Source organism: Enterobacter sp. 03-F-07-AD-ECC (assembly GCF_047530935.1).
Taxonomy (GTDB): domain Bacteria; phylum Pseudomonadota; class Gammaproteobacteria; order Enterobacterales; family Enterobacteriaceae; genus Enterobacter; species Enterobacter cloacae.
Map to the genome: position 1 here is coordinate 20,300 of NZ_JBLKBZ010000026.1, position 20,106 is coordinate 40,405.

General features: G+C 57.5%; 14 protein-coding genes and 3 tRNA genes. 11 read left to right on the forward strand and 6 right to left on the reverse strand.

From position 1 onward, the window contains the following. Positions 1-123: 123 nt before the first annotated feature. The 6 genes from ACMWKA_RS22690 to ACMWKA_RS22715 all read left to right on the forward strand — a co-directional run bounded on the left by ACMWKA_RS22690 (position 124) and on the right by ACMWKA_RS22715 (position 8,334). Positions 124-1,866 (forward strand): IucA/IucC family protein, encoded by a 1,743-nt coding sequence (locus tag ACMWKA_RS22690; RefSeq protein WP_040019893.1) that lies wholly within the window; start codon positions 124-126, stop codon positions 1,864-1,866. Further along, entirely contained in the window at positions 1,866-2,813 is a 948-nt protein-coding gene (locus ACMWKA_RS22695; RefSeq protein ID WP_029881841.1) for a GNAT family N-acetyltransferase, read from the forward strand. Before ACMWKA_RS22690 ends, ACMWKA_RS22695 begins: the two co-directional genes overlap by 1 nt. After that, positions 2,810-4,552: an aerobactin synthase IucC gene (iucC, locus tag ACMWKA_RS22700; RefSeq protein WP_310742473.1), complete on the forward strand. Its 1,743-nt coding sequence runs from the start codon at positions 2,810-2,812 to the stop codon at positions 4,550-4,552. Before ACMWKA_RS22695 ends, iucC begins: the two co-directional genes overlap by 4 nt. After that, on the forward strand, positions 4,549-5,874 hold the full coding sequence (locus ACMWKA_RS22705; RefSeq protein WP_023620164.1) for a lysine N(6)-hydroxylase/L-ornithine N(5)-oxygenase family protein: 1,326 nt from the start codon (positions 4,549-4,551) through the stop codon (positions 5,872-5,874). Before iucC ends, ACMWKA_RS22705 begins: the two co-directional genes overlap by 4 nt. Before the next feature lie 26 nt (positions 5,875-5,900). Further along, the gene (locus tag ACMWKA_RS22710) at positions 5,901-8,090 is read left to right on the forward strand and encodes a TonB-dependent siderophore receptor (protein WP_013097826.1); all 2,190 of its coding nucleotides are present in this window, start codon (positions 5,901-5,903) and stop codon (positions 8,088-8,090) included. 168 nt (positions 8,091-8,258) lie between these two features. Then, positions 8,259-8,334 (forward strand) — tRNA-Asn (locus ACMWKA_RS22715). A gap of 165 nt (positions 8,335-8,499) precedes the next feature. Here the strand turns inward: ACMWKA_RS22715 and ACMWKA_RS22720 are convergent. After that, a complete protein-coding gene (locus ACMWKA_RS22720) occupies positions 8,500-8,889 on the reverse strand; it encodes a RidA family protein (RefSeq protein WP_095439629.1) in 390 nt (129 codons plus the stop codon). Positions 8,890-9,030: 141 nt separating this feature from the next. On the opposite strand from ACMWKA_RS22720, the gene ACMWKA_RS22725 reads away from it, so the two are divergent. Then, entirely contained in the window at positions 9,031-9,963 is a 933-nt protein-coding gene (locus ACMWKA_RS22725) for a LysR family transcriptional regulator (RefSeq protein ID WP_057072399.1), read from the forward strand. 47 nt (positions 9,964-10,010) lie between these two features. Here ACMWKA_RS22725 and cbl read toward each other — a convergent pair whose 3' ends face one another. Further along, positions 10,011-10,961: an HTH-type transcriptional regulator Cbl gene (gene cbl / locus ACMWKA_RS22730; protein WP_129328158.1), complete on the reverse strand. Its 951-nt coding sequence runs from the start codon at positions 10,959-10,961 to the stop codon at positions 10,011-10,013. A gap of 96 nt (positions 10,962-11,057) precedes the next feature. Continuing rightward, the gene (nac, locus tag ACMWKA_RS22735; protein ID WP_010432103.1) at positions 11,058-11,975 is read right to left on the reverse strand and encodes a nitrogen assimilation transcriptional regulator NAC; all 918 of its coding nucleotides are present in this window, start codon (positions 11,973-11,975) and stop codon (positions 11,058-11,060) included. A gap of 320 nt (positions 11,976-12,295) precedes the next feature. On the opposite strand from nac, the gene ACMWKA_RS22740 reads away from it, so the two are divergent. Further along, positions 12,296-12,371 (forward strand) — tRNA-Asn (locus tag ACMWKA_RS22740). A gap of 85 nt (positions 12,372-12,456) precedes the next feature. On the opposite strand, the gene ldtA is transcribed toward ACMWKA_RS22740, so the two are convergent. Beyond that, on the reverse strand, positions 12,457-13,392 hold the full coding sequence (gene ldtA / locus ACMWKA_RS22745) for a L,D-transpeptidase (RefSeq protein ID WP_038420074.1): 936 nt from the start codon (positions 13,390-13,392) through the stop codon (positions 12,457-12,459). A gap of 192 nt (positions 13,393-13,584) precedes the next feature. On the opposite strand from ldtA, the gene shiA reads away from it, so the two are divergent. From shiA to ACMWKA_RS22760, 3 genes are all read left to right on the forward strand, one after another. Continuing rightward, the gene (shiA, locus tag ACMWKA_RS22750; protein ID WP_038420076.1) at positions 13,585-14,898 is read left to right on the forward strand and encodes a shikimate transporter; all 1,314 of its coding nucleotides are present in this window, start codon (positions 13,585-13,587) and stop codon (positions 14,896-14,898) included. A 73-nt stretch (positions 14,899-14,971) separates the two neighbouring features. Beyond that, a complete protein-coding gene (locus ACMWKA_RS22755; RefSeq protein WP_013097832.1) occupies positions 14,972-16,426 on the forward strand; it encodes an AMP nucleosidase in 1,455 nt (484 codons plus the stop codon). A gap of 18 nt (positions 16,427-16,444) precedes the next feature. Then, a complete protein-coding gene (locus tag ACMWKA_RS22760; protein WP_343482604.1) occupies positions 16,445-18,217 on the forward strand; it encodes an aminopeptidase P family protein in 1,773 nt (590 codons plus the stop codon). Positions 18,218-18,353: 136 nt separating this feature from the next. On the opposite strand, the gene ACMWKA_RS22765 is transcribed toward ACMWKA_RS22760, so the two are convergent. Together ACMWKA_RS22765 and emmdR are read right to left on the reverse strand one after the other, a co-directional pair. Beyond that, positions 18,354-18,429 (reverse strand) — tRNA-Asn (locus ACMWKA_RS22765). Positions 18,430-18,532: 103 nt separating this feature from the next. Further along, complete coding sequence (gene emmdR, locus ACMWKA_RS22770) at positions 18,533-19,987, reverse strand: multidrug efflux MATE transporter EmmdR (RefSeq protein ID WP_129328160.1); 1,455 nt, start codon at positions 19,985-19,987, stop codon at positions 18,533-18,535. Positions 19,988-20,106 lie beyond the last annotated feature (119 nt).

A 20,106-nucleotide genomic window follows, 5' to 3' on the forward strand; every position in this document is an offset into this window, starting at 1 on the left:
GTGTCAATAAATGTGTGGAAATCATGAAGTTTATGAAAACAAATATTGCAAAAATAGTTGCGACTGTAAACAGAATGAATATCATAACGAGAATTATTATCAGTCATGGAATGAGGTACATCTATGCGTACTCTGCCCCGCTCTGCCGGTACAGACGTTGCGGCCCAGTGTTTTTTAAACGCCCTGTTGCGCGAAACGAAGGACTGGCGCTATCTCCCCGCTACCGCTGCGGATGAGCTATCGCAGATCCATATCCCGCTCTCGCAAACCCAGGCCATCCGGGTTTCAGTACACTATTTCTCCCCAACCCAGCATCATCAGTATCGCTTCCCGGCAACACTCATCCAGACCGACAGCGACCGTAGTGACGCCGTCACTTTCCCTCAACTGGTTGATTTAATTCTTGAAAAACCCGCTGTAAAAGGCTCACTGGATGCCGATACGCTGGCGCGTTTTAAGCAGCGCGCCCTCGAAAGCCATGCCCATACCTGGCAGGCGATCAACTTGCGTCACCGCTGGGCAAACCTGCGCGATGCGCCGCTGACGTTCGCCGAGGCGGAACAGGCGCTGCTGGTCGGCCACGCATTCCATCCGGCCCCGAAGTCACACGAGCCGTTTAACGAAACCGAAGCCCGCCGCTATTTGCCCGATTTCGCCTCCCGCTTTCCGCTGCGCTGGTTTGCCGTTGAGAGTGAACTGATCGCTGGCGAGAGTCTGAACGTCTCCCTGCGCGAACGTCTGCTGCGCTTCGCAGCTCAGAGCGCCCCTGAACTGCTCGGTCATTTCACCGACACCCGCTGGCTGCTGCCGATGCACCCGTGGCAGGCGGAGTACCTGCTCGGTCAGGACTGGTGCCAGCGACTGGTGGCGAAGGGAGCCTTGCAGGATCTGGGCGAAGCGGGCGCGCAGTGGCTGCCCACCAGCTCCTCCCGCTCGCTGTACTGCGAAACCAACAGCGACATGATTAAGTTTTCCCTGAGCGTGCGCCTGACCAACTCGGTACGCACGCTGTCGGTGAAAGAGGTTAAGCGCGGGATGCGTCTGGCACGTCTGGCGAAAACGGCGCGCTGGCAGGAGCTCCAGGCGCGCTACCCCACCATGCGCGTGATGCAGGAAGACGGCTGGGCGGGTCTGCGTGACGAAAGCGGCGTCATTCAGGAAGAGAGCCTGATGGCGCTGCGCGTGAACCTGCTGTTTGATACGCCGGATACGCAAACCAACGTGCTGGTGAGCCTGACGCAGGCCGCGCCGGACGGCGGTGACAGCCTGCTGGCGGCTGCGGTCCGCCGTCTCAGCCAGCGTCTGGATCTCCCCCTCGCCCAGGCCGCGCGCTGCTGGCTGGACGCCTATTGCGACCGCGTTCTCCTTCCGCTGTTCAGCGCCGAAGCCGATTACGGTCTGGTCCTGCTGGCACATCAGCAAAACATTCTTGTGGAGATGCAGCAGGACTTCCCGGTCGGGCTTATCTACCGTGACTGCCAGGGCAGCGCCTGGACCGAAGGGGCCGACGCGTGGCTGAAAGAGGCAGGTGAAAGCGAGGTGGAAAACCGCTTCGGCGAAAGCCAGCTGCTGCGCTACTTCCCCTATTACCTGCTGCTGAACTCCACACTCGCCGTCACCGCCGCCCTCGCTGCCGCAGGTTTCGACAGCGAAGAGAGCCTGATGTCACGGGTGCGTGACGCGCTGGCCAGTCTGCGCCAGACCGCGAAGCAGACCCGCTGTCTCGACTACGTGCTGGACAGCCCGACCTGGAACTGCAAAGGCAACTTTTTCTGCTACCTGCACGATCGCAACGAAAACACGATTGCCGATCCGGCAGTGATCTATTTCGACTTTAGCAACCCGTTTTACAAGGAGAAGGCGTGATGGCTAACGCGAATATCGTCCATTCCGGCTACGGCTTTCGTTGCACCGCAACGGACACGTCCTTGCCGCTAACCTTAGGCCTCGACGGCAGCGCGGTGCTGGAGCGCCTGCGCGATATCCCGGACGGCTGGCTGGTCGAGGCGCTGGATCAGCTGTTTGTCGCCGCACCGGCACTGACCGGCATCACGTTGCCGTGGGCAGCCTGGCAGGATGAACCGCAGGCGCAGGCGTTATTCGCGCTTGCCAGTGGCGATTATCTGGCCCGTGAGACCTTCTGGCAGCTGCCGCTGTGGCTGCAGGGGGAGCGTCCGCAGGCCAGCGGTGGCATGCAGTTCGATGAGAGCCGTCAGCTTTACTTCCCGCTGCGCCCTCACCGTCCGCAAGGGGAAGTCTATCGCCGTTACGATGCACAAATTAAACGCACCCTGAGCTTTCGCGTGGCCGACGTGGCGCTGGACGGTGAGCGTTTTACCCAGTGGATGAACAACCCGCGCGTCAACGCGTTCTGGGAGATGGCCGGTCCTCAGGAAGAGCAGGAAAACTACCTGCGCCGTCAGCTCGACTCGACGTACTGCTACCCGGTTATCGGCTGCTTTGACGATCAGCCGTTCGGCTATTTTGAACTCTACTGGGCCGCAGAAGACCGTATCGGACGCCACTATCGCTGGCAGCCGTTTGACCGTGGGCTGCATATGCTGGTCGGCGAAGAGAACTGGCGCGGCGCGCAGTATATCCGTAGCTGGCTGCGCGGTCTGAGCCACTATCTGTGGCTGGATGAACCGCGCACGACGCGCATTGTCGCTGAGCCACGTTTCGACAATCAGCGCCTGTTCCGCCATCTGGCGTCTGCCGGTTTTGACACCGTTAAAGAGTTCGACTTCCCGCATAAACGTTCGCGCCTCATCATGAGCGAGCGTCACCGCTTCTTCAGCGAGGTGGGACTGTGAACGCACTCTGGCAAAAAGTGAACCGCGAGATGGTGGCGAAGACCCTCGCCGAGCTGGAATACGAACGCACCCTGAGCGCCGAGCCGCTGGCCGCTGACCGCTGGCAAATCACCATGGGCAGCGAAACATGGCAGTTTCGCGCCACGCGCGGCATCTGGGGCTGGTTACATATCGATCCCGCCAGTCTGACCACCGCCAGCGGAGCCGCCGTGGAAGCGGAAAGCGCGTTTCTGCAGCTGGCGACGGTGCTGGAGATGAGCGACGCACAAACGGCAGAGCATCTGGAAGATCTTTACGCCACGCTGCGGGGCGACATGCAGTTGCTGCAGGCGCGAGAGACGCTGGATGCCGACGCGCTTATTCATCTCGACCCGGACGAACTCCAGTGTCTGATGAGCGGCCATCCCAAGTTCATTTTTAACAAGGGACGCCGCGGCTGGGGGCTGGATGCGCTGCGCCAGTACGCGCCGGAATACCGTGGACGTTTTCGCCTGCACTGGGTTGCCGTGCAGCGCGAGCATCTGGTCTGGAGCAGCGATGTCGATTGCGATATCAACACCCTGCTCGCCAGCACCATGGACAGTGCCGAGCGCGCGCGCTTTGACGCCCGCTGGCATGCGCTGAAGCTTGACGACAGCTGGCTGCCGGTGCCGCTGCACCCGTGGCAGTGGCAGCAAAAAATTGCCGTCCATTTCCTGGCCCAGCTCGCGCGCGGTGAGATGGTAGAGCTGGGGGAATTTGGCGATGAGTATCTGGCCCAACAGTCCCTGCGCACGCTGACCAACGCCAGCCGCCGCGCGCCGTATGACATCAAGCTGCCGCTGACCATCTACAACACCTCCTGCTATCGCGGCATTCCGGGCAAGTACATTGCCGCCGGTCCGCTGGCTTCGCGTTGGTTACAGCAGCAGTTTGCCAGCGACGCCACTCTCACCCGCTCTGGCGCGCAGGTGCTTGGCGAACCCGCCGCCGGATATCTGGCGCATACCGGTTACGCCGCACTACCGAAAGCGCCCTATCGCTATCAGGAGATGCTGGGTGTGATCTGGCGCGAAAACCCGTCCTGCTATCTGCAGGACGGCGAGCAGGCGGTACTGATGGCGGCGCTAATGGAGACCGACAACGCCGGACGCCCGCTGATTGACGCGTGGATTGCCCATTCCGGATTAACTGCCGAAGCCTGGCTGGCAAAACTGTTCGATGCCACGGTGATCCCGTTCTATCACCTGCTCTGCCGCTACGGCGTGGCGCTCATCGCCCATGGCCAGAACGTAACCCTGGTGATGAAAGACTACGTGCCACAGCGCATTCTGCTGAAGGATTTCCAGGGTGATATGCGGCTGGTCGATGAAGATTTCCCGCAGGCGGAAAGCCTGCCGCAACAGGTGAAAGCCGTCACGGCGCGCCTGAGCGCGGAGTACATCATCCATGATCTGCAAACCGGCAACTTCGTGACGGTGCTGCGTTTTATCTCGCGTCTCACGCAGCAAAGCGGCGTCAGCGAAACCCGCTTCTACCAGATCCTGGCGCAGGTTTTGCGCCGTTATATGGCCGCACATCCGGATCTTGCAGAACGTTTCGCGAAGTTCGACCTGTTTAAGCCGCAGATCATTCGCGTGATCCTCAACCCGGTCAAACTCACCTTCTCCGAACACGACGGTGGCAGCCGCATGCTGCCTAACTACGTCTGCGATCTCGATAACCCCCTTTTTCTGGTCTCCCAGGAGTCAGCGCAATGAAAACGTATGATTTCATCGGCATTGGTATTGGCCCGTTTAACCTCAGCATCGCTGCCCTCGCAGAGGGACTGGACGGATTCAGTTCACTGTTTCTTGAACGTAAGCCGCATTTCTCCTGGCACCCGGGGATGATGGTGCCGGACTGCCACATGCAAACCAGCTTCCTGAAGGATCTGGTCAGCGCCGTGGAGCCGACCAACCGCCATAGCTTTCTGAACTACCTGGTACAGCGTAAAAAGTTCTACCGTTTTCTGACCACCGAGCAGCGCACTGTCTCCCGCGAGGAGTTTGCTGATTACCTGAGCTGGGCGGCGGAAAACCTCACCAACCTCGCCTTCAGCCAGCAGGTACAGCAGGTGAGTTTTGATGAGAAAAAGGGCCTGTTTGAGGTAGTAACCCAGCGCGATCGCTTCCTGGCACGCCACGTCTGCGTGGGGATTGGTAAACAGATCAACCTCCCCGACTGTGTGACTGCGCAGGATGACAGCTGCTTCCACGCCAGCGAGATGATGCTGCGCACGCCAGATTTGGCGGGCAAACGGGTGACCGTCGTTGGCGGCGGCCAGAGCGGTGCCGATCTGTTTTTGAATATCTTCCGCGGGGAGTGGGGTCAGCCGCTGAGCCTGAACTGGGTGTCGCGCCGCAACAACTACAACGCCCTGGATGAGGCCGCATTTGCCAACGAGTATTTCACGCCGGAGTACGTGGACAGCTTTTCCACACTTGGTGAAGAGGCCCGTCGTCAGATGCTGCACGAGCAGAAGATGACCTCTGACGGTATCACCACCGAGTCTCTGCTGGCAATTTACCGCGCCATGTACCACCGCTTTGAAGTGCTGCGTGAAAAACCCTGGGCGCACCTGATGCCGTCCCGCTCGGTAACCGCACTCACGCGGCTGCAAAACGGGCAACGCCTGACGCTACAGCATCACCTCGACGGTGGCCGTGAACAGCTGGAGAGCGACGTAGTGATCTTTGCCACGGGCTACCGCGCCGCGCAGCCTGCGTTTCTGGCGCCACTCTCCCATCGTCTGCACCTGGATGCCGACGAAGCTTTTCACATCAACAACGATTTCACCCTTGAATGGGACGGCCCGCAGAGCAACCGCCTGTTTGCCGTGAATGCCGGGATGCACCGTCTCGGTATTGCCGAACCCCAGCTCAGCCTGATGGCCTGGCGCGCTGCGCGAATTCTCAATCGCGCGCACGACGACGAGCCGTTTGAGCTGGCTACTACCCCCGGCGTGATCCACTGGCGTAGCACCACCAGCACGGATAACAGCCAGGTTTTTAAATCATTAGCACAGACCACCGAGTACTGACACACACAATCAGGATCAATATAACAATGAAACGTTCTCATCTTTGGGTTTTAAATCCGTGCTTGCTTGCCATGCTTTCGACCTCTGCGTGGGCAGAAGAACAAAAGGAAGAAAATATTGTTGTCTCCGCCAGCCGCGCACACCGCAGCGTGGCGGAGATGGCGCAGACCACCTGGGTTATCGAGCGTGCGGAAATTGAGCAGCAGGTTCAGGGCGGGAAAGAGATTAAAGACGTGCTGGCGCAGCTGATCCCGGGCATGGACGTCAGCAGCCAGGGGCGCACCAACTACGGTATGAACCTGCGCGGCCGTTCAATGATGGTGATGGTGGACGGCGTGCGTCTGAACTCCTCCCGCAGCGACAGCCGTCAGCTTGACTCTATCGATCCGTTCAACATCGACCGAATTGAAGTAATTTCTGGCGCTACCTCACTGTACGGCGGCGGCAGTACCGGCGGCCTGGTGAACATCGTCACCAAAAAAGGTCAGCCAGAGACGGAAGTCGAATTCCAGACCGGGGCAAAAAGCGGGTTTAACAGCCACAACGACCACGATGAGAACGTGTCGGCGGCGGTCAGCGGCGGCAATGATAATGCGTCTGGTCGCCTGTCCGTTTCTTATCAGCGTTACGGCGGCTGGTATGACGGCAACGGCGACGAGGTGATTATCGATAACACCCAGACCGGCTTACAGTATTCGGACCGTATTGATGTGATGGGCACTGGCACCATCAATATTGACGATCATCAGCAGTTGCAGTTAACCACCCAGTACTACAAGAGCGAATCCGATGGCAAACACGGCCTGTACCTCGGGAAGAACTTCTCGGCAGTAACGGGTGATGCCACCGCGTATAACAAAAACAACCTGGATTCTGACCGTATTCCCGGTACCGAGCGCCATCTGATTAACCTGCAGTACTCTAATACCGATTTCTGGGGTCAGGACCTGGTCGCGCAGATCTACTATCGTGACGAGAGCCTGACCTACTACCCGTTCCCGACCCTGAGCAAAGGGACGGTGACCAGCATCGGTGCCTCCCAGCAGAAAACCGATTTTTACGGCGGCAAGCTGACGCTGAACAGCAAGCCGGTGGATGATTTGACGCTCACCTGGGGTGTGGACGCCGACCATGAAACCTTCGATGCCAACCAGCAGTTCTTCGACCTGAGTAAAGCGGCAGCGAGCGGCGGCATGAAGCTGGACAATGCGTACAACGTGGGGCGTTATCCGGGTTACAGCATTACCAACCTCGCCCCGTTCCTGCAGGCGAGCTACGACATTGACGCCATCACCCTGAGCGGCGGCGTGCGTTACCAGTACACTGAAAACAAGGTGGATGATTTTGTTGGCTACGCCCAGCAGCAGGCCATCGCCACCGGGAAAGCCACCTCAGCAGACGCGGTGCCGGGCGGGAAGACCGATTACAACAACTTCCTGTTTAACGCCGGGATCCTTGGGCGCCTGACCGAACAGCAGCAGCTGTGGTTTAACTTCTCTCAGGGCTTTGAAATTCCGGACCTGGCGAAGTACTACGGCTCCGGCACCTATCAGCTTGTCGACGGGCACTATCGCCTGCTGAATAGCGTGAACGTTAACGACTCGACGCTGGACGGCATTAAAGTTAACGCTTACGAGCTGGGCTGGCGCTACACCGGCGATAACCTGCGCACGCAGGTTGCGGCGTACTACTCGCTCTCGGATAAAACCATCACCATCAACAAAACCGATATGACCATCAACCTTGAAGACGACAAGCGTCGTATCTACGGGGTGGAAGGTCAGGTGGACTATTTCTTCACCGACAGCGACTGGAGCACCGGCGCGAACTTTAACGCCATTAAGTCTGAAACCCGTGAAAACGGTAAATGGGAGAAGCTGACGGTAGACAGCGCCAGCCCGTCGAAAGCCAGCGCCTGGGTCAACTGGGCGCCGGGCGACTGGACCCTGCGCGTGCAGAGTACCCAGACCTTTGACGTCTCTGATGCCGACGGTAAGAAGATCGATGGCTATAACACGGTAGATTTCCTGGGCAGCTACGCCCTGCCGGTGGGTAAAGTGAGCTTCAGCGTGGAAAACGTGCTGGACAAAGACTACACCACCGCCTGGGGACAGCGCGCACCGGGGCTGTATAGCCCAACGTATGGCGCTCCGGGTCTGTATACCTATAAAGGCCGTGGCCGCACGTTTGGTCTGAACTACTCCGTGCTGTTCTAAACAACTGCGCCGCCTGCCCGCGGGCGGCGCATCCTGCTGTGTAATTTCGCCGCAAATTTGCTATAAAATCAGCGATTTGCTGAAATTGTCGGCAAACGATCAAAAAGGGTGTTTTCACCCTTTGACAAGGCGAACCGAGGTCGCTACTATGCGCCTCGTTCACACGATTCCTCTGTAGTTCAGTCGGTAGAACGGCGGACTGTTAATCCGTATGTCACTGGTTCGAGTCCAGTCAGAGGAGCCAAATTTGAAAAGCCTGCTTTTAAAGCAGGCTTTTTGCTTTTGTGCGTTCTGGAAAACTGCCGGGTGGCGGCTTCGCCTTACCCGGCTTACGCCATCGGGCAATAATCCGCTGCTTTCATCATTTTTCCTCTGTCTTGACTTTCGACTGGCGGAAAGCCCCTAACGGTCAGGGCAGCCTGGCAATCACCTTAATCTCAAACTGGAATCCGTACAGCCACGTAACGCCGATCCCGGTCAACGTTGGGTAAGGCGCTTCTCCCCAATATTCTGGCAGGATACTCCAGATAGCGTCGAGGTTTGACTCGGGATCGACGACAAAAAGGGTAACGTCAACCACGTCATCGAACGTGCAGCCCGCAGCCACGAGGACAGCATTAAGATTATTGAATGCCAGCCTGACCTGCGCTTTTAGATCGGGCTCAGGCGAGCCATCCTCACGGCTACCAACCTGCCCCGAAACGAACAGGAAACCGTTAGATTTGATGGCCGGTGAATAGCGATTGCGCTCATAGAGCGCCTGGCGTCCTGAGGGAAAAACTGCTTCGCGTGCTGTCATACTTACACCTTTGCAATGAGGCGAAATCCGCCCAATGAACTTAAAGACACTTTACAGGTGCAGAATCGGGCGGATAAACAAGCGACTTTGTCCATCATTGTTTGTAATATCCAAACAATTGGTGAAAAGAGAGGATAAGGAATGGATCGTTTCGATGCGATGCGCGCCTTTGCTCGCGTGGTAGAGGCAGGTAGCTTCACAAAGGCTTCCCAAACGCTTCATATGAGCAAAACCACGGTGACGCAGCTTATTCAGCAGCTGGAAGCGCGCCTGCGCGTCAGATTGCTCCATCGCACCACCCGCAAGCTCAGCGTCACTCCCGATGGCGCGGTCTACTACGAACGCGTCATCCGCCTGCTGGCGGACATGGAAGATGCTGAAAACAGTCTGTCCAGTGCGGCAATTACGCCCAGGGGACGGCTACGGGTGGATGTGCCCAGTCCGCTGGCCCGCCTCATCCTGGTGCCGGCGCTACCGGCTTTCCACGCACGCTACCCTGACATTCAGTTCGACATGGGCGTGAGCGACCGGGTGGTGGACCTGATTGGCGACAACGTGGATTGCGTGCTACGCGGCGGCGAGATCACCGATCAGTCCCTGATTGCACGCCATGTCGGAGATTTGCAAATCGGCGTCTACGCCGCCCCCAGTTATCTGGAACGCCTTGGCCCCCCTTCGCACCCGCGAGAGCTGGAAAACACCGACCATCGCAGAGTAGGGTTCTTGTCCTCACGCACCGGTAAGATTGATCCTCTGGTACTACGCAGTGAGAGTGAACGTATTGAAATCACGGGCAGCTATGTACTCGCTGTGGATGATGGCAATGCTTACCTCGAAGCCGGGTTAGCGGGATTAGGCGTGATCGCGCTGCCAGTCTATATGGCGGCAGCGCATCAGGCTCGCGGTGCCTTGATTCCGCTATTTGAACACTGGCGTATTGCTCCAATGCCCCTGTACCTGGCGTTTCCGCCGAACCGCCATGTCAATGCCAGACTGCGCGTTTTTATTGACTGGATCGTTGAATTGATGCAGCAGCATGTCACCAACACCAACCGAAAGGGAATTCTGATTTAGCTTGTTTATTCGCTAGTTACTGGCTAAGGCGATCCCAGCCAGAGGAACTAAATCTGATAATCAATCGCCACTTCTTCCGGCTCCATCACCTGGCGTTTGATTTCGTCAACGGACAGCCCGGCGTTGCAGAGTTCGATAAAGCGCCACACATAGTTGCGCTGGAGCTGTCCTCGCTTCAGGCCGAGCCATACGGTATTGGCATCGAACAAATGACGAGTATCCAGACGCACCAGGTTCCCGGTATCGCCCTCGCCGCCGGACTGTTCCGCCACCAGGCCAATGCCCAGCCCCAGCTCAACGTAGGTTTTGATCACATCGGAATCCTGCGCGCTCAGCACCACATCCGGCGCTAACCCTTTGCGGTTGAAGGCCTCGTCGATGCGCGAACGCCCGGTAATACCCTGGCGATACGTAATCAGCGGCCATTTCGCGATCGCTTCCAGCGTTAGCGGTGAAACCTGATTCAACGGATGATCGAGCGGAAGCAACAGGCTGTGGTACCAGCGGAACCAGGGGAAGGCCACCAGCAGCGGGTCGTTGCTCAGGCGTTCGCTGGCGATACCAATATCCGCCCCACCGTTTTGCAGCAGCATTTCAATTTCCTGCGGCGTGCCCTGAATAAGCTCCAGGCGAACGTCCGGGAAAATTTCACGAAACGCTTTTATCACTGGCGGCAGGCTGTACCGAGCCTGAGTATGGGTAGTGGCGATGGTGAGCACGCCGGAGGCGTCATTGATAAAGAGATCCGCCAGGCGACGGACATTGCTGGCCTCGTTGAGGATCCGCTCAGCGATGGTCAGCAACGCTTTACCTGGCTCCGTCATGCCAAGCAGGCGCTTGCCGCGACGGATAAAAATCTCAATACCAAGCTCTTCTTCCAGCTCGCGAATATGGCGGCTGACGCCCGACTGGGAGGTGTAGAGCATATTGGCGACTTCGGTCAGGTTATAGTCCCGCCTGGCCGCCTCACGGATAATTTTAAGTTGCTGGAAATTCACGATTCACTCCGGCGCATCTGACATAGCTCTATTGTTAGAGTCAGCTGAGCTGCAGAACAAATAATAAAAACCAGCATCTTATGCTTTTCTGGAATATTAACTCACGAGCTGCAGTTCACGATTCTCCAGCGATGGCTTACTCACCAGCGACATTAAAATTTCTTTCACCGCCTGCGCCTGTGGCGACAGCGAGCCGCGGGCGGACATGTTCAGCGACAGCGGTAAACTCATTGATGGCGTGGTGATGCGCGCCATCCAGCCATTTGCTGCGCTGCACAGCGAGCGGGCGGCGGATTCTGGCAGCACCGTGACGCCCATCCCACTGGCAATCGCCGCAGTCAGCGTGGAGATGGAGTCAATTTCACCGATGATTTTCGCCGTCAGGCGGCGCAGGGAGAACGCTTCGTCCACGCGTACGCGCACGGCGCTGTAATCACGCGGCAGGAAAAGATTCATCTCTGCAACCGCAGTGAGGTCAACGCTCTGCCCCGGACAATCGCGGGTGCCCACGAGATACAGATCTTCTTTCAGCAGCGGCTGGCTGGTGATCCCCGCAACCGGGGAGCGATCGTAAAGCACCGCCATATCCAGCTGGCCATTGAGCAGCTTGTCATTCAGGACAGAGCCGCTGTTCTCGTGCAGATAGACCAGCACTTCCGGCAGTTCAGCGCGCACCGCCTGCAGCAGTGGCATGGTGATGGAAGACGCAGCGGTCCCCGGTGCCAGCCCGATGGAAACGTGTCCGCTCAGCGTCTGGCCAACATTATTTACCGCCAGCTGTGCCTGTTCGCACTGACGAAGAATGGTGCGCGCGTGGGTATACAGGATCTTGCCTGCTTCCGTTGGGGTCACGCCGCGTTTGGTGCGGATCAACAGCTGCTGATCCATTTCGCCTTCCAGAGTAGCCACCTGCTGGCTCAGCGCAGGCTGCGCGATATGCAGCACTTCCGCCGCTTGAGTCAGGCTGCCGATATCGACGATTTTTACGAAGTATTTCAGTCGTCTTAAGTTCATTTTGCCCCCTGTTCGAAATGCTGTGCCGGTACTGGCTGTTGTTGTTGAACAGGTTTTGCAATATGAATGCCAGTTTTACCAGCAGGTCAGATTTGTTCGCTAAGCGCCTGAAAATAAGGAAACCTAATCATAGACGCCGGATTTATTACTGAAACAGCGGTTTATGATCTGCCCCATAAGAGGTATATCCGCACCACAACGGTGCATTACGTTGGCAAAATCGCCACTTTGCTGAAATTGTCAGCAAACAGACGCAAAGCGTGGTTTCACCCTTTGACAAGGCGTACGCAGGTCGTTACTATGCGCCCCGTTCACACGATTCCTCTGTAGTTCAGTCGGTAGAACGGCGGACTGTTAATCCGTATGTCACTGGTTCGAGTCCAGTCAGAGGAGCCAAATTTGAAAAGCCTGCTTTTAAAGCAGGCTTTTTGCTTTTGTGCGTTCGGAAAATTTGCCGGGTGGCGGCTTCGCCTTACCCGGCCTACGGGACTGTAGGCCCGGTAAGCGCAGCGCCACCGGGCAAAGCAAGCTTAACCGGCATCCCGGATCGACGTTCCAGCTCAGCGCCCGCCCCCTCGTTTATTAGCTGTGCCCGCAACGCGGGGGTAATCGGCAGCGGCACTTTATTGGTTGATTCAAATTCTGCGCGGTTACGCGACAGCGGTTCGTGCACTTCCACCCAGCGGCTGCCGTCTGGCTCCGTCGTCACTTTTACAGGCTGATCGATAAGCTGCACGCGCGTGCCTGGCGACACATTGTCGAAAAGGTATTTGATATCGTTATTACGCAGACGAATGCAGCCCTGACTGACGCGCAGGCCGATGCCGAAATTCGAGTTGGTACCGTGAATGGCATAAAGCCTGCCAATATAGAGCGCATACAACCCCATCGGGTTATCCGGCCCGGCGGGCACGAATGCGGGCAACGTTTTCCCCTCTTTTGCATATTCACGCCGGGTGTTTGGCGTGGGCGACCAGGTTGGTCCTTCCTGCTTGCGCTCGACGGCTGTCACCCAGTTGCGTGGCGTTTCGCGCCCGGCCTGGCCAATACCAATGGGAAACACCTCAACGGTATTGCTGCCTGGCGGATAATAGTAAAGGCGCATTTCCGCCACGTTCACCACGATGCCTTTGCGAACCGTATCGGGAAGAATGAGCTGCTGAGGTACCACCAGTCGGGTACCGGATTGCGGTAAAAACGGATCAACACCGGGGTTTGCCTCCAGCATGTTGCTCAGCCCCTGCCCGTGCTGCGCGGCAAACGCTTCAAGCGGCAAGGTATTGTGGTCCGGTACGGTAATAACCTGCGCGCTGCCCACCAGCCGACTCCCGGCGGGCGGTAAAGGATAACTCACCGCCTGGACACTCTGGCTTATGAGCAAGGCAGCCAGACAGCCCAGCACATTTCTACGACGCATATTCCCTTCCTTAGTCGCTTCACTATTTGCTAAGCATAGCGTAGCCGCTTTGCATTACCCATCAGGAAATAAAATCAGTTTCCTCGTGCCGCCCGTCGCGGTAGTCTCATAGATCGCGTCGCTATGACGATGGCTTTGTGAGTAACCTTTTCTTATACCAATAAATAAAAAATCAGTGCAGACAGGACAACTATGGACTCCACCCTCATCTCCACACGTCCCGGCGAGGGGACGCCTTGCCTTAACCGTGCCCGCCGCGCCGCCTTTGGCAGCTTCGCGGGGGCCGTCGTGGACTGGTATGATTTTTTGCTCTACGGCATCACCGCCGCTCTGGTCTTTAATCGCGAATTCTTTCCGCAAATTAGCCCCGCCATGGGCACGCTCGCCGCGTTTGCCACCTTTGGCGTCGGCTTCCTGTTCCGCCCGCTGGGCGGGGTGATCTTCGGCCACTTTGGCGACCGCCTTGGCCGCAAACGCATGCTGATGCTCACCGTCTGGATGATGGGGATCGCCACTGCGCTCATCGGTATTTTGCCGTCGTTTGCCACGATTGGCTGGTGGGCTCCGGTACTGCTGGTCACCCTGCGCGCCATTCAGGGTTTTGCGGTGGGCGGCGAATGGGGCGGCGCGGCGCTGTTATCGGTCGAAAGCGCACCGAAAAATAAAAAGGCGTTCTACAGCAGCGGTGTTCAGGTTGGGTACGGCGTGGGTCTGTTGCTCTCCACCGGGCTGGTGTCGCTTATCAGCCACTTCACGACCGATGAGCAGTTTCTGAGCTGGGGCTGGCGCATTCCCTTCATCTTCAGCATCGTGCTGGTTATCGCCGCGCTATGGATCCGTAACGGAATGGAAGAGTCCGCCGAGTTTGAACAGCAGCGGGAAAACCCCGTTGCCAGAAAACGGCTGCCGGTGATGGAGGCGCTCATTCGTCATCCTGGCGCTTTTCTGAAAATTATCGCCCTGCGCCTGTGCGAGCTGCTGACGATGTATATCGTCACCGCGTTTGCCCTCAACTATTCCACGCAGAACCTCGGCCTCCCCCGTGAGCTGTTCCTGAATATCGGTCTGCTGGTGGGCGGGATCAGCTGTCTGACAATCCCCTGCTTCGCCTGGCTTGCGGATCGGTTTGGCCGCCGCCGCGTCTATATTACCGGTGCGCTGATTGGCTCCCTGAGCGCCTGGCCGTTCTTTATGGCGCTGGAGGCACAGTCGGTCTTCTGGATAGTCTTCTTTGCCATTATGCTCGCCAACATTGCCCATGACATGGTGGTCTGCGTGCAGCAACCGATGTTTACCGAACTGTTCGGCGCAAGCTACCGCTACAGCGGGGCGGGCGTAGGATACCAGGTGGCGAGCGTCGTGGGCGGCGGATTTACGCCGTTTATTGCCGCCGCGCTGGTGACGTTCTCCGGCGGAAACTGGCACAGCGTGGCAGGCTACCTGCTGGTAGGCTGCCTGCTGTCGGCCGCCACGGCGCTGGTGATGAAAGAGACACACCATTCCTGATCTCCCTTTTGTTTCACAGGCGTGTGACATACTATCGGGTATAGCAGCACACCTGTGGAACAAGGAGAAAGACATGAATAATAAGGGCTCCAGCCTGACCCCGGCTCAGGCACTGGAAAAACTCGACGCGCTGTACGAACAGTCCGTCAATGCGCTGCGCAGCGCCATCAGTGAGTACATCGAAACAGGGAAACTTCCCGACGAAAAGGCCAGAACCCAGGGCCTTTTTGTTTATCCATCGCTCTCTGTCACCTGGGACGGCAGCGCCAGTACCACGCCAAAGACCCGTGCCTACGCGCGTTTTACCCACTCCGGCTGCTACAGCACCACAGTGACCCGCCCTGCGTTGTTCCGTCCTTATCTTGAGGAGCAACTCACTCTGCTCTATCAGGATTACGGCGCGCACATTGCCGTTGAGCCATCACAGCATGAGATCCCCTATCCGTACGTGATTGACGGTTCGGCGTTAACGCTCGATCGCTCCATGAGCGCAGGACTGACGCGCCATTTCCCGACGACCGAGCTGTCGCAGATTGGCGATGAGACCGCCGACGGCATTTATCACCCGGCAGAGTTTTCCCCCTTGTCGCATTTTGACGCCCGCCGGGTGGATTTCTCCCTGGCGCGCCTGCGCCACTACACCGGGACGCCAGCCGAGCATTTCCAGCCATTCGTGCTGTTTACCAACTACACCCGCTATGTCGACGAATTTGTCCGCTGGGGCTGTAGCCAGATCCTTGACCCGGAGAGCCCTTATATCGCCCTCTCCTGCGCCGGCGGGATCTGGATCACCGCTGAAACCGAAGCGCCTGAGCAGGCTATCTCCGATCTGGCGTGGAAGAAGCACCAAATGCCAGCCTGGCACCTGATCACCGCCGACGGCCAGGGCATTACGCTTATCAACATCGGTGTGGGGCCGTCAAACGCCAAGACCATCTGCGACCATCTGGCGGTGCTGCGCCCGGACGTCTGGCTGATGATTGGTCATTGCGGTGGGCTGCGTGAAAGCCAGCTGATTGGCGACTACGTGCTGGCCCACGCCTACCTGCGTGATGACCACGTGCTTGACGCCGTGCTCCCGCCGGACATCCCGATCCCAAGCATTGCCGAAGTGCAGCGCGCGCTGTATGACGCCACCAAAGAGGTGAGCGGCATGCCGGGTGAAGAGGTTAAACAGCGTCTGCGTACCGGCACGGTAGTCACGACAGATGACCGTAACTGGGAGCTGCGTTACTCCGCCTCTGCCCTGCGCTTCAATCTGAGCCGCGCGGTGGCGATTGATATGGAAAGCGCCACCATTGCCGCTCAGGGTTATCGCTTCCGTGTGCCTTACGGCACGCTGCTGTGCGTTTCCGATAAACCGCTGCACGGTGAAATCAAGCTACCGGGACAGGCAAACCGGTTCTACGAAGGGGCTATCTCCGAACACCTGCAAATTGGCATTCGCGCCATTGATTTGCTGCGGGCAGAAGGTGACCGGCTGCACTCACGCAAGCTGCGTACCTTTAACGAACCGCCATTCCGCTGATAACAATAAGGAAAAATAATGCACACCCCATCACCGTTATCGGCCCTGCGTCAGTGGTTACAGGAAAATAAGCTCGACGGGATGATCGTCCCACGCGCGGATGCCTGGCAGAGCGAATACTGCGCGCCGTATGATGAAAAACTGGCCTGGCTGACTGGCTTCGATGGCTCGGCGGGGCTGGCTCTGGTGCTAAAAGACAAAGCCCTGCTCTTTGTCGATGGCCGCTATCAGGTTCAGGCCCGCGTACAGGTCAACATGGATGAAGTAGAGATCCACCATCTGCACAATGAGCCGCTGGCACAATGGCTAACGGCCAACGTTGAGGCTGGCACGCGTATTGGTTTTGAAGCGCTGCAGATGACCAATGCCGATTATGAGACGCTATCTGCGACACCGTGTGAAATGGTGCCGCTTAACCAGTCACCGTTTGATACGTTATGGACCGATCGCCCTGCCGCTCCGGCGGGGCTTATCCGCGAGATGCCCGTTGAAATCAGTGGTGAAAGCAGCGCAGATAAACGTCAGCGCGTCGCCGCCGTGCTGGCCGCCAACAATGCCGATTATCTGGCCGTGACCCTGCCGGATAACATCGCCTGGCTGCTTAACGTGCGCGGTTCAGATATTCCCACCAGCACGGTTCCGCTCTCTTTTGCCCTGCTCAGTCGGGACGGTAGCGTTGAGTGGTTCGTTAACGACAATAAGTTAAGCAACCTGCCTGATAGCGTGCGAAACGCTTTCACCATTGCGCCGCAGGATGCCTTTATTGAACGCTGCCAGCGCCTTTCTCACGGTAAACGGGTGATGGTAGATGCCGATTCAGCGCCGGTGGCTCTGCGTTTTGCCATTGAGCCACACGGTGACATTCTCTGGCGCACCGACCCCATCACGCTGATGAAGGCCAATAAAAATCCGGTAGAACTGGCGGGTTACCGGGAGTGCCATCATCAGGACGGTGCCGCGTGGGTCAATTTCCTTGCCTGGCTGAGCCGTGAAGTGCCCGCACGTGCGGCAGCAGGCCAGCCGCTGACCGAGCTGGAGGCCCAGGCACAGCAACTCGTGTTTCGCGAGTTGCAGCCAGGCTTTATTGAGCAAAGTTTTGCGACCATTTCGGCCTCATCCAGCAATGCGGCGATGTGCCACTACCACTCAAGCGAAGCCAGCAACAAACCCATCGGCCATGACCACTTTTATCTGAATGATTCTGGTGGTCAGTACCATAACGGTACCACTGACGCCACGCGTACCCTGGCGTGGGGCAAGGTCAGCCCGCAGCAGCGATTACACTACACCGCCGTGCTGAAAGGTTTTCTGTCGCTGATTACCCTGCAGTTCCCGTCCGGCACCCAGGGGCATCAGTTGGATGCCTTCGCGCGTCGGCCGCTGTGGGAGATGGGGCTGGATTTCGATCACGGAACGGGCCATGGCGTGGGTCATCAGTTGCTTATCCATGAGAACCCGCATCGCATCGCTAAAAAGGTCAACCCATGGCCGCTGGTGGCGGGCAATATTATGACTATCGAGCCGGGATACTATCTGGCGGATAGCCATGGGATCCGCATTGAAAATCAGGTGGAGATTGTGGAAAGCTCTCCAGGATTCTGCAAATTTGCCTCGTTGACGCTGATCCCAATCGACCTCAGTCAGGTCGAACTCAATCTGTTAAACGAGCAGGAAAAGCAGTGGCTGGATGAGTATCATCAGCAGGTGCGCGAAGCGCTGTCACCGCTGGTGGAGAGCGACGCGCGTCCGTGGCTGGTGGAGGCGACGGCGCCGATTCGTGTTAACCGGTAGTGCGGTTTATTGCCGGGTGGCGGCTTCGCCTTACCCGGCCTACTCGTCCGTAGGCCCGGTAAGCGCAGCGCCACCAGGCAAATTTTCCGAACGCACAAAAGCAAAAAGCCTGCTTTAAAAGCAGGCTTTTCAAATTTGGCTCCTCTGACTGGACTCGAACCAGTGACATACGGATTAACAGTCCGCCGTTCTACCGACTGAACTACAGAGGAATCGTGTGAACGGGGCGCATATTATCGATGCTACCCGGTGTTGTCAAAGGCAGAATGCAGATTTCCGATCGTTTGCCGATTTATTCAACATTTCGCACATTTGTCAGGCATTGTGCCGCGGATATTTCCAGAGCCAGCGCCCACTTGCCATACGCCAGTAGAACAATGCCCCACGCACGGCCCAGTCAAGGAACATCCCCAGCCAGACTCCGACGACCCCCATACCGAGCATGACACCCAGCGTATAACCCGCTACCACGCGGCAACCCCACATGCCGAGCATAGAGACCCACATCGCAAAGCGGGCATCGCGTGCCCCTTTTAACCCGGCAGGCAGTACCCAGGACGCCGCCCAGATCGGCATAAATGCCGCGTTGAGCCAAATCAGGATCTTAACGACCTCTTTAACATCATCTTCGTGGGTATAGAACGAGGCCATCAACCCGGCAAAGGGCGCGCTCCCCCACGCAATTATCGTCAGACCAATGGTCGACAGCCAGAAGACATGGCGCAGTTGGCGCTCCGCCTGCCCTATCTGTCCTTTGCCGAGCCGTTTACCGGTGATGATGGTGGAGGCCGACCCGAGGGCGTTACCCGGCAGGTTAATCAGCGAGGCGATGGAGAAGGCAATAAAGTTACCGGCAATCACATCTGTCCCCATACCGGCAACAAACATCTGGGTAAGCAGTTTACCGCCGTTGAACAGTACCGACTCGATACTGGCAGGAATACCAATCCCCATCACTTCCCAGATAATGGCGAAGTTAAAGGGTCGGAAGTAGCTTTTTAACGTGAGGCGCAGCGATGGCGTGATCCCCGCCATCAACACCCCGAGGATGGCTGCCGCACCAATGTAGCGGGAGATAGTCAGCCCCAGCCCTGCACCAACAAACCCCATCCCCTCCCAGGAGAAAACACCGTAGATCAGGACGCTACTGATCATGATATTCAGGATGTTCATTCCGCCGTTGATCAGCAGCGGAATTTTTGTGTTGCCCGCCCCGCGCAGCGCGCCGCTACCGATCAGCGCGATAGCCGCGGCAGGATAGCTTAAGACCGTCATTTCCAGATAGGTCAGCGCCAGATCCTTAACTTCATTCGTCGCTTCACCCGCGACAAAGTCGATAATCTCTTTGCCGAAATAGTGGATCACCGCCGCCAGGATGATCGAAAAGAGGGTCATGATCATCAGCGACTGCCGGGCGGCTTCGCGGGCACGCTTCGGATCCAGCTTGCCCAGGCTAAAGGCCACCACCACCGTGGTCCCAAGATCGATAGCGGCAAAGAAAGACATCACCACCATGTTAAAACTGTCCGCCAGCCCGACCCCGGCCATCGCCTCTTTACCCAGCCAGCTCACCAGGAAGGTGCTTAACACCCCCATCAGCAGAACGCAGGTATTCTCCAGAAAAATAGGTACGGCAAGCGGGGTGATTTCACGCCAGAACAGAACACGATAACTTTTACGTTTTGCATACCATGGCGTGCGCATAATCGCCTGGCGGAGAGTGGCAGTAACGTTCAAAATGGACCTTAGCGAGAAAAGTTGAAACTCCATTTCAAATGATGGGGGAGAAAAGCTCATCCTGCAAAGTATTTTCCATAAAAAGATGTCTGGATTTGCAACAAACTGATGACAGAATCGGCAATCGATCGCTAATCACTAAGATCAGGTTT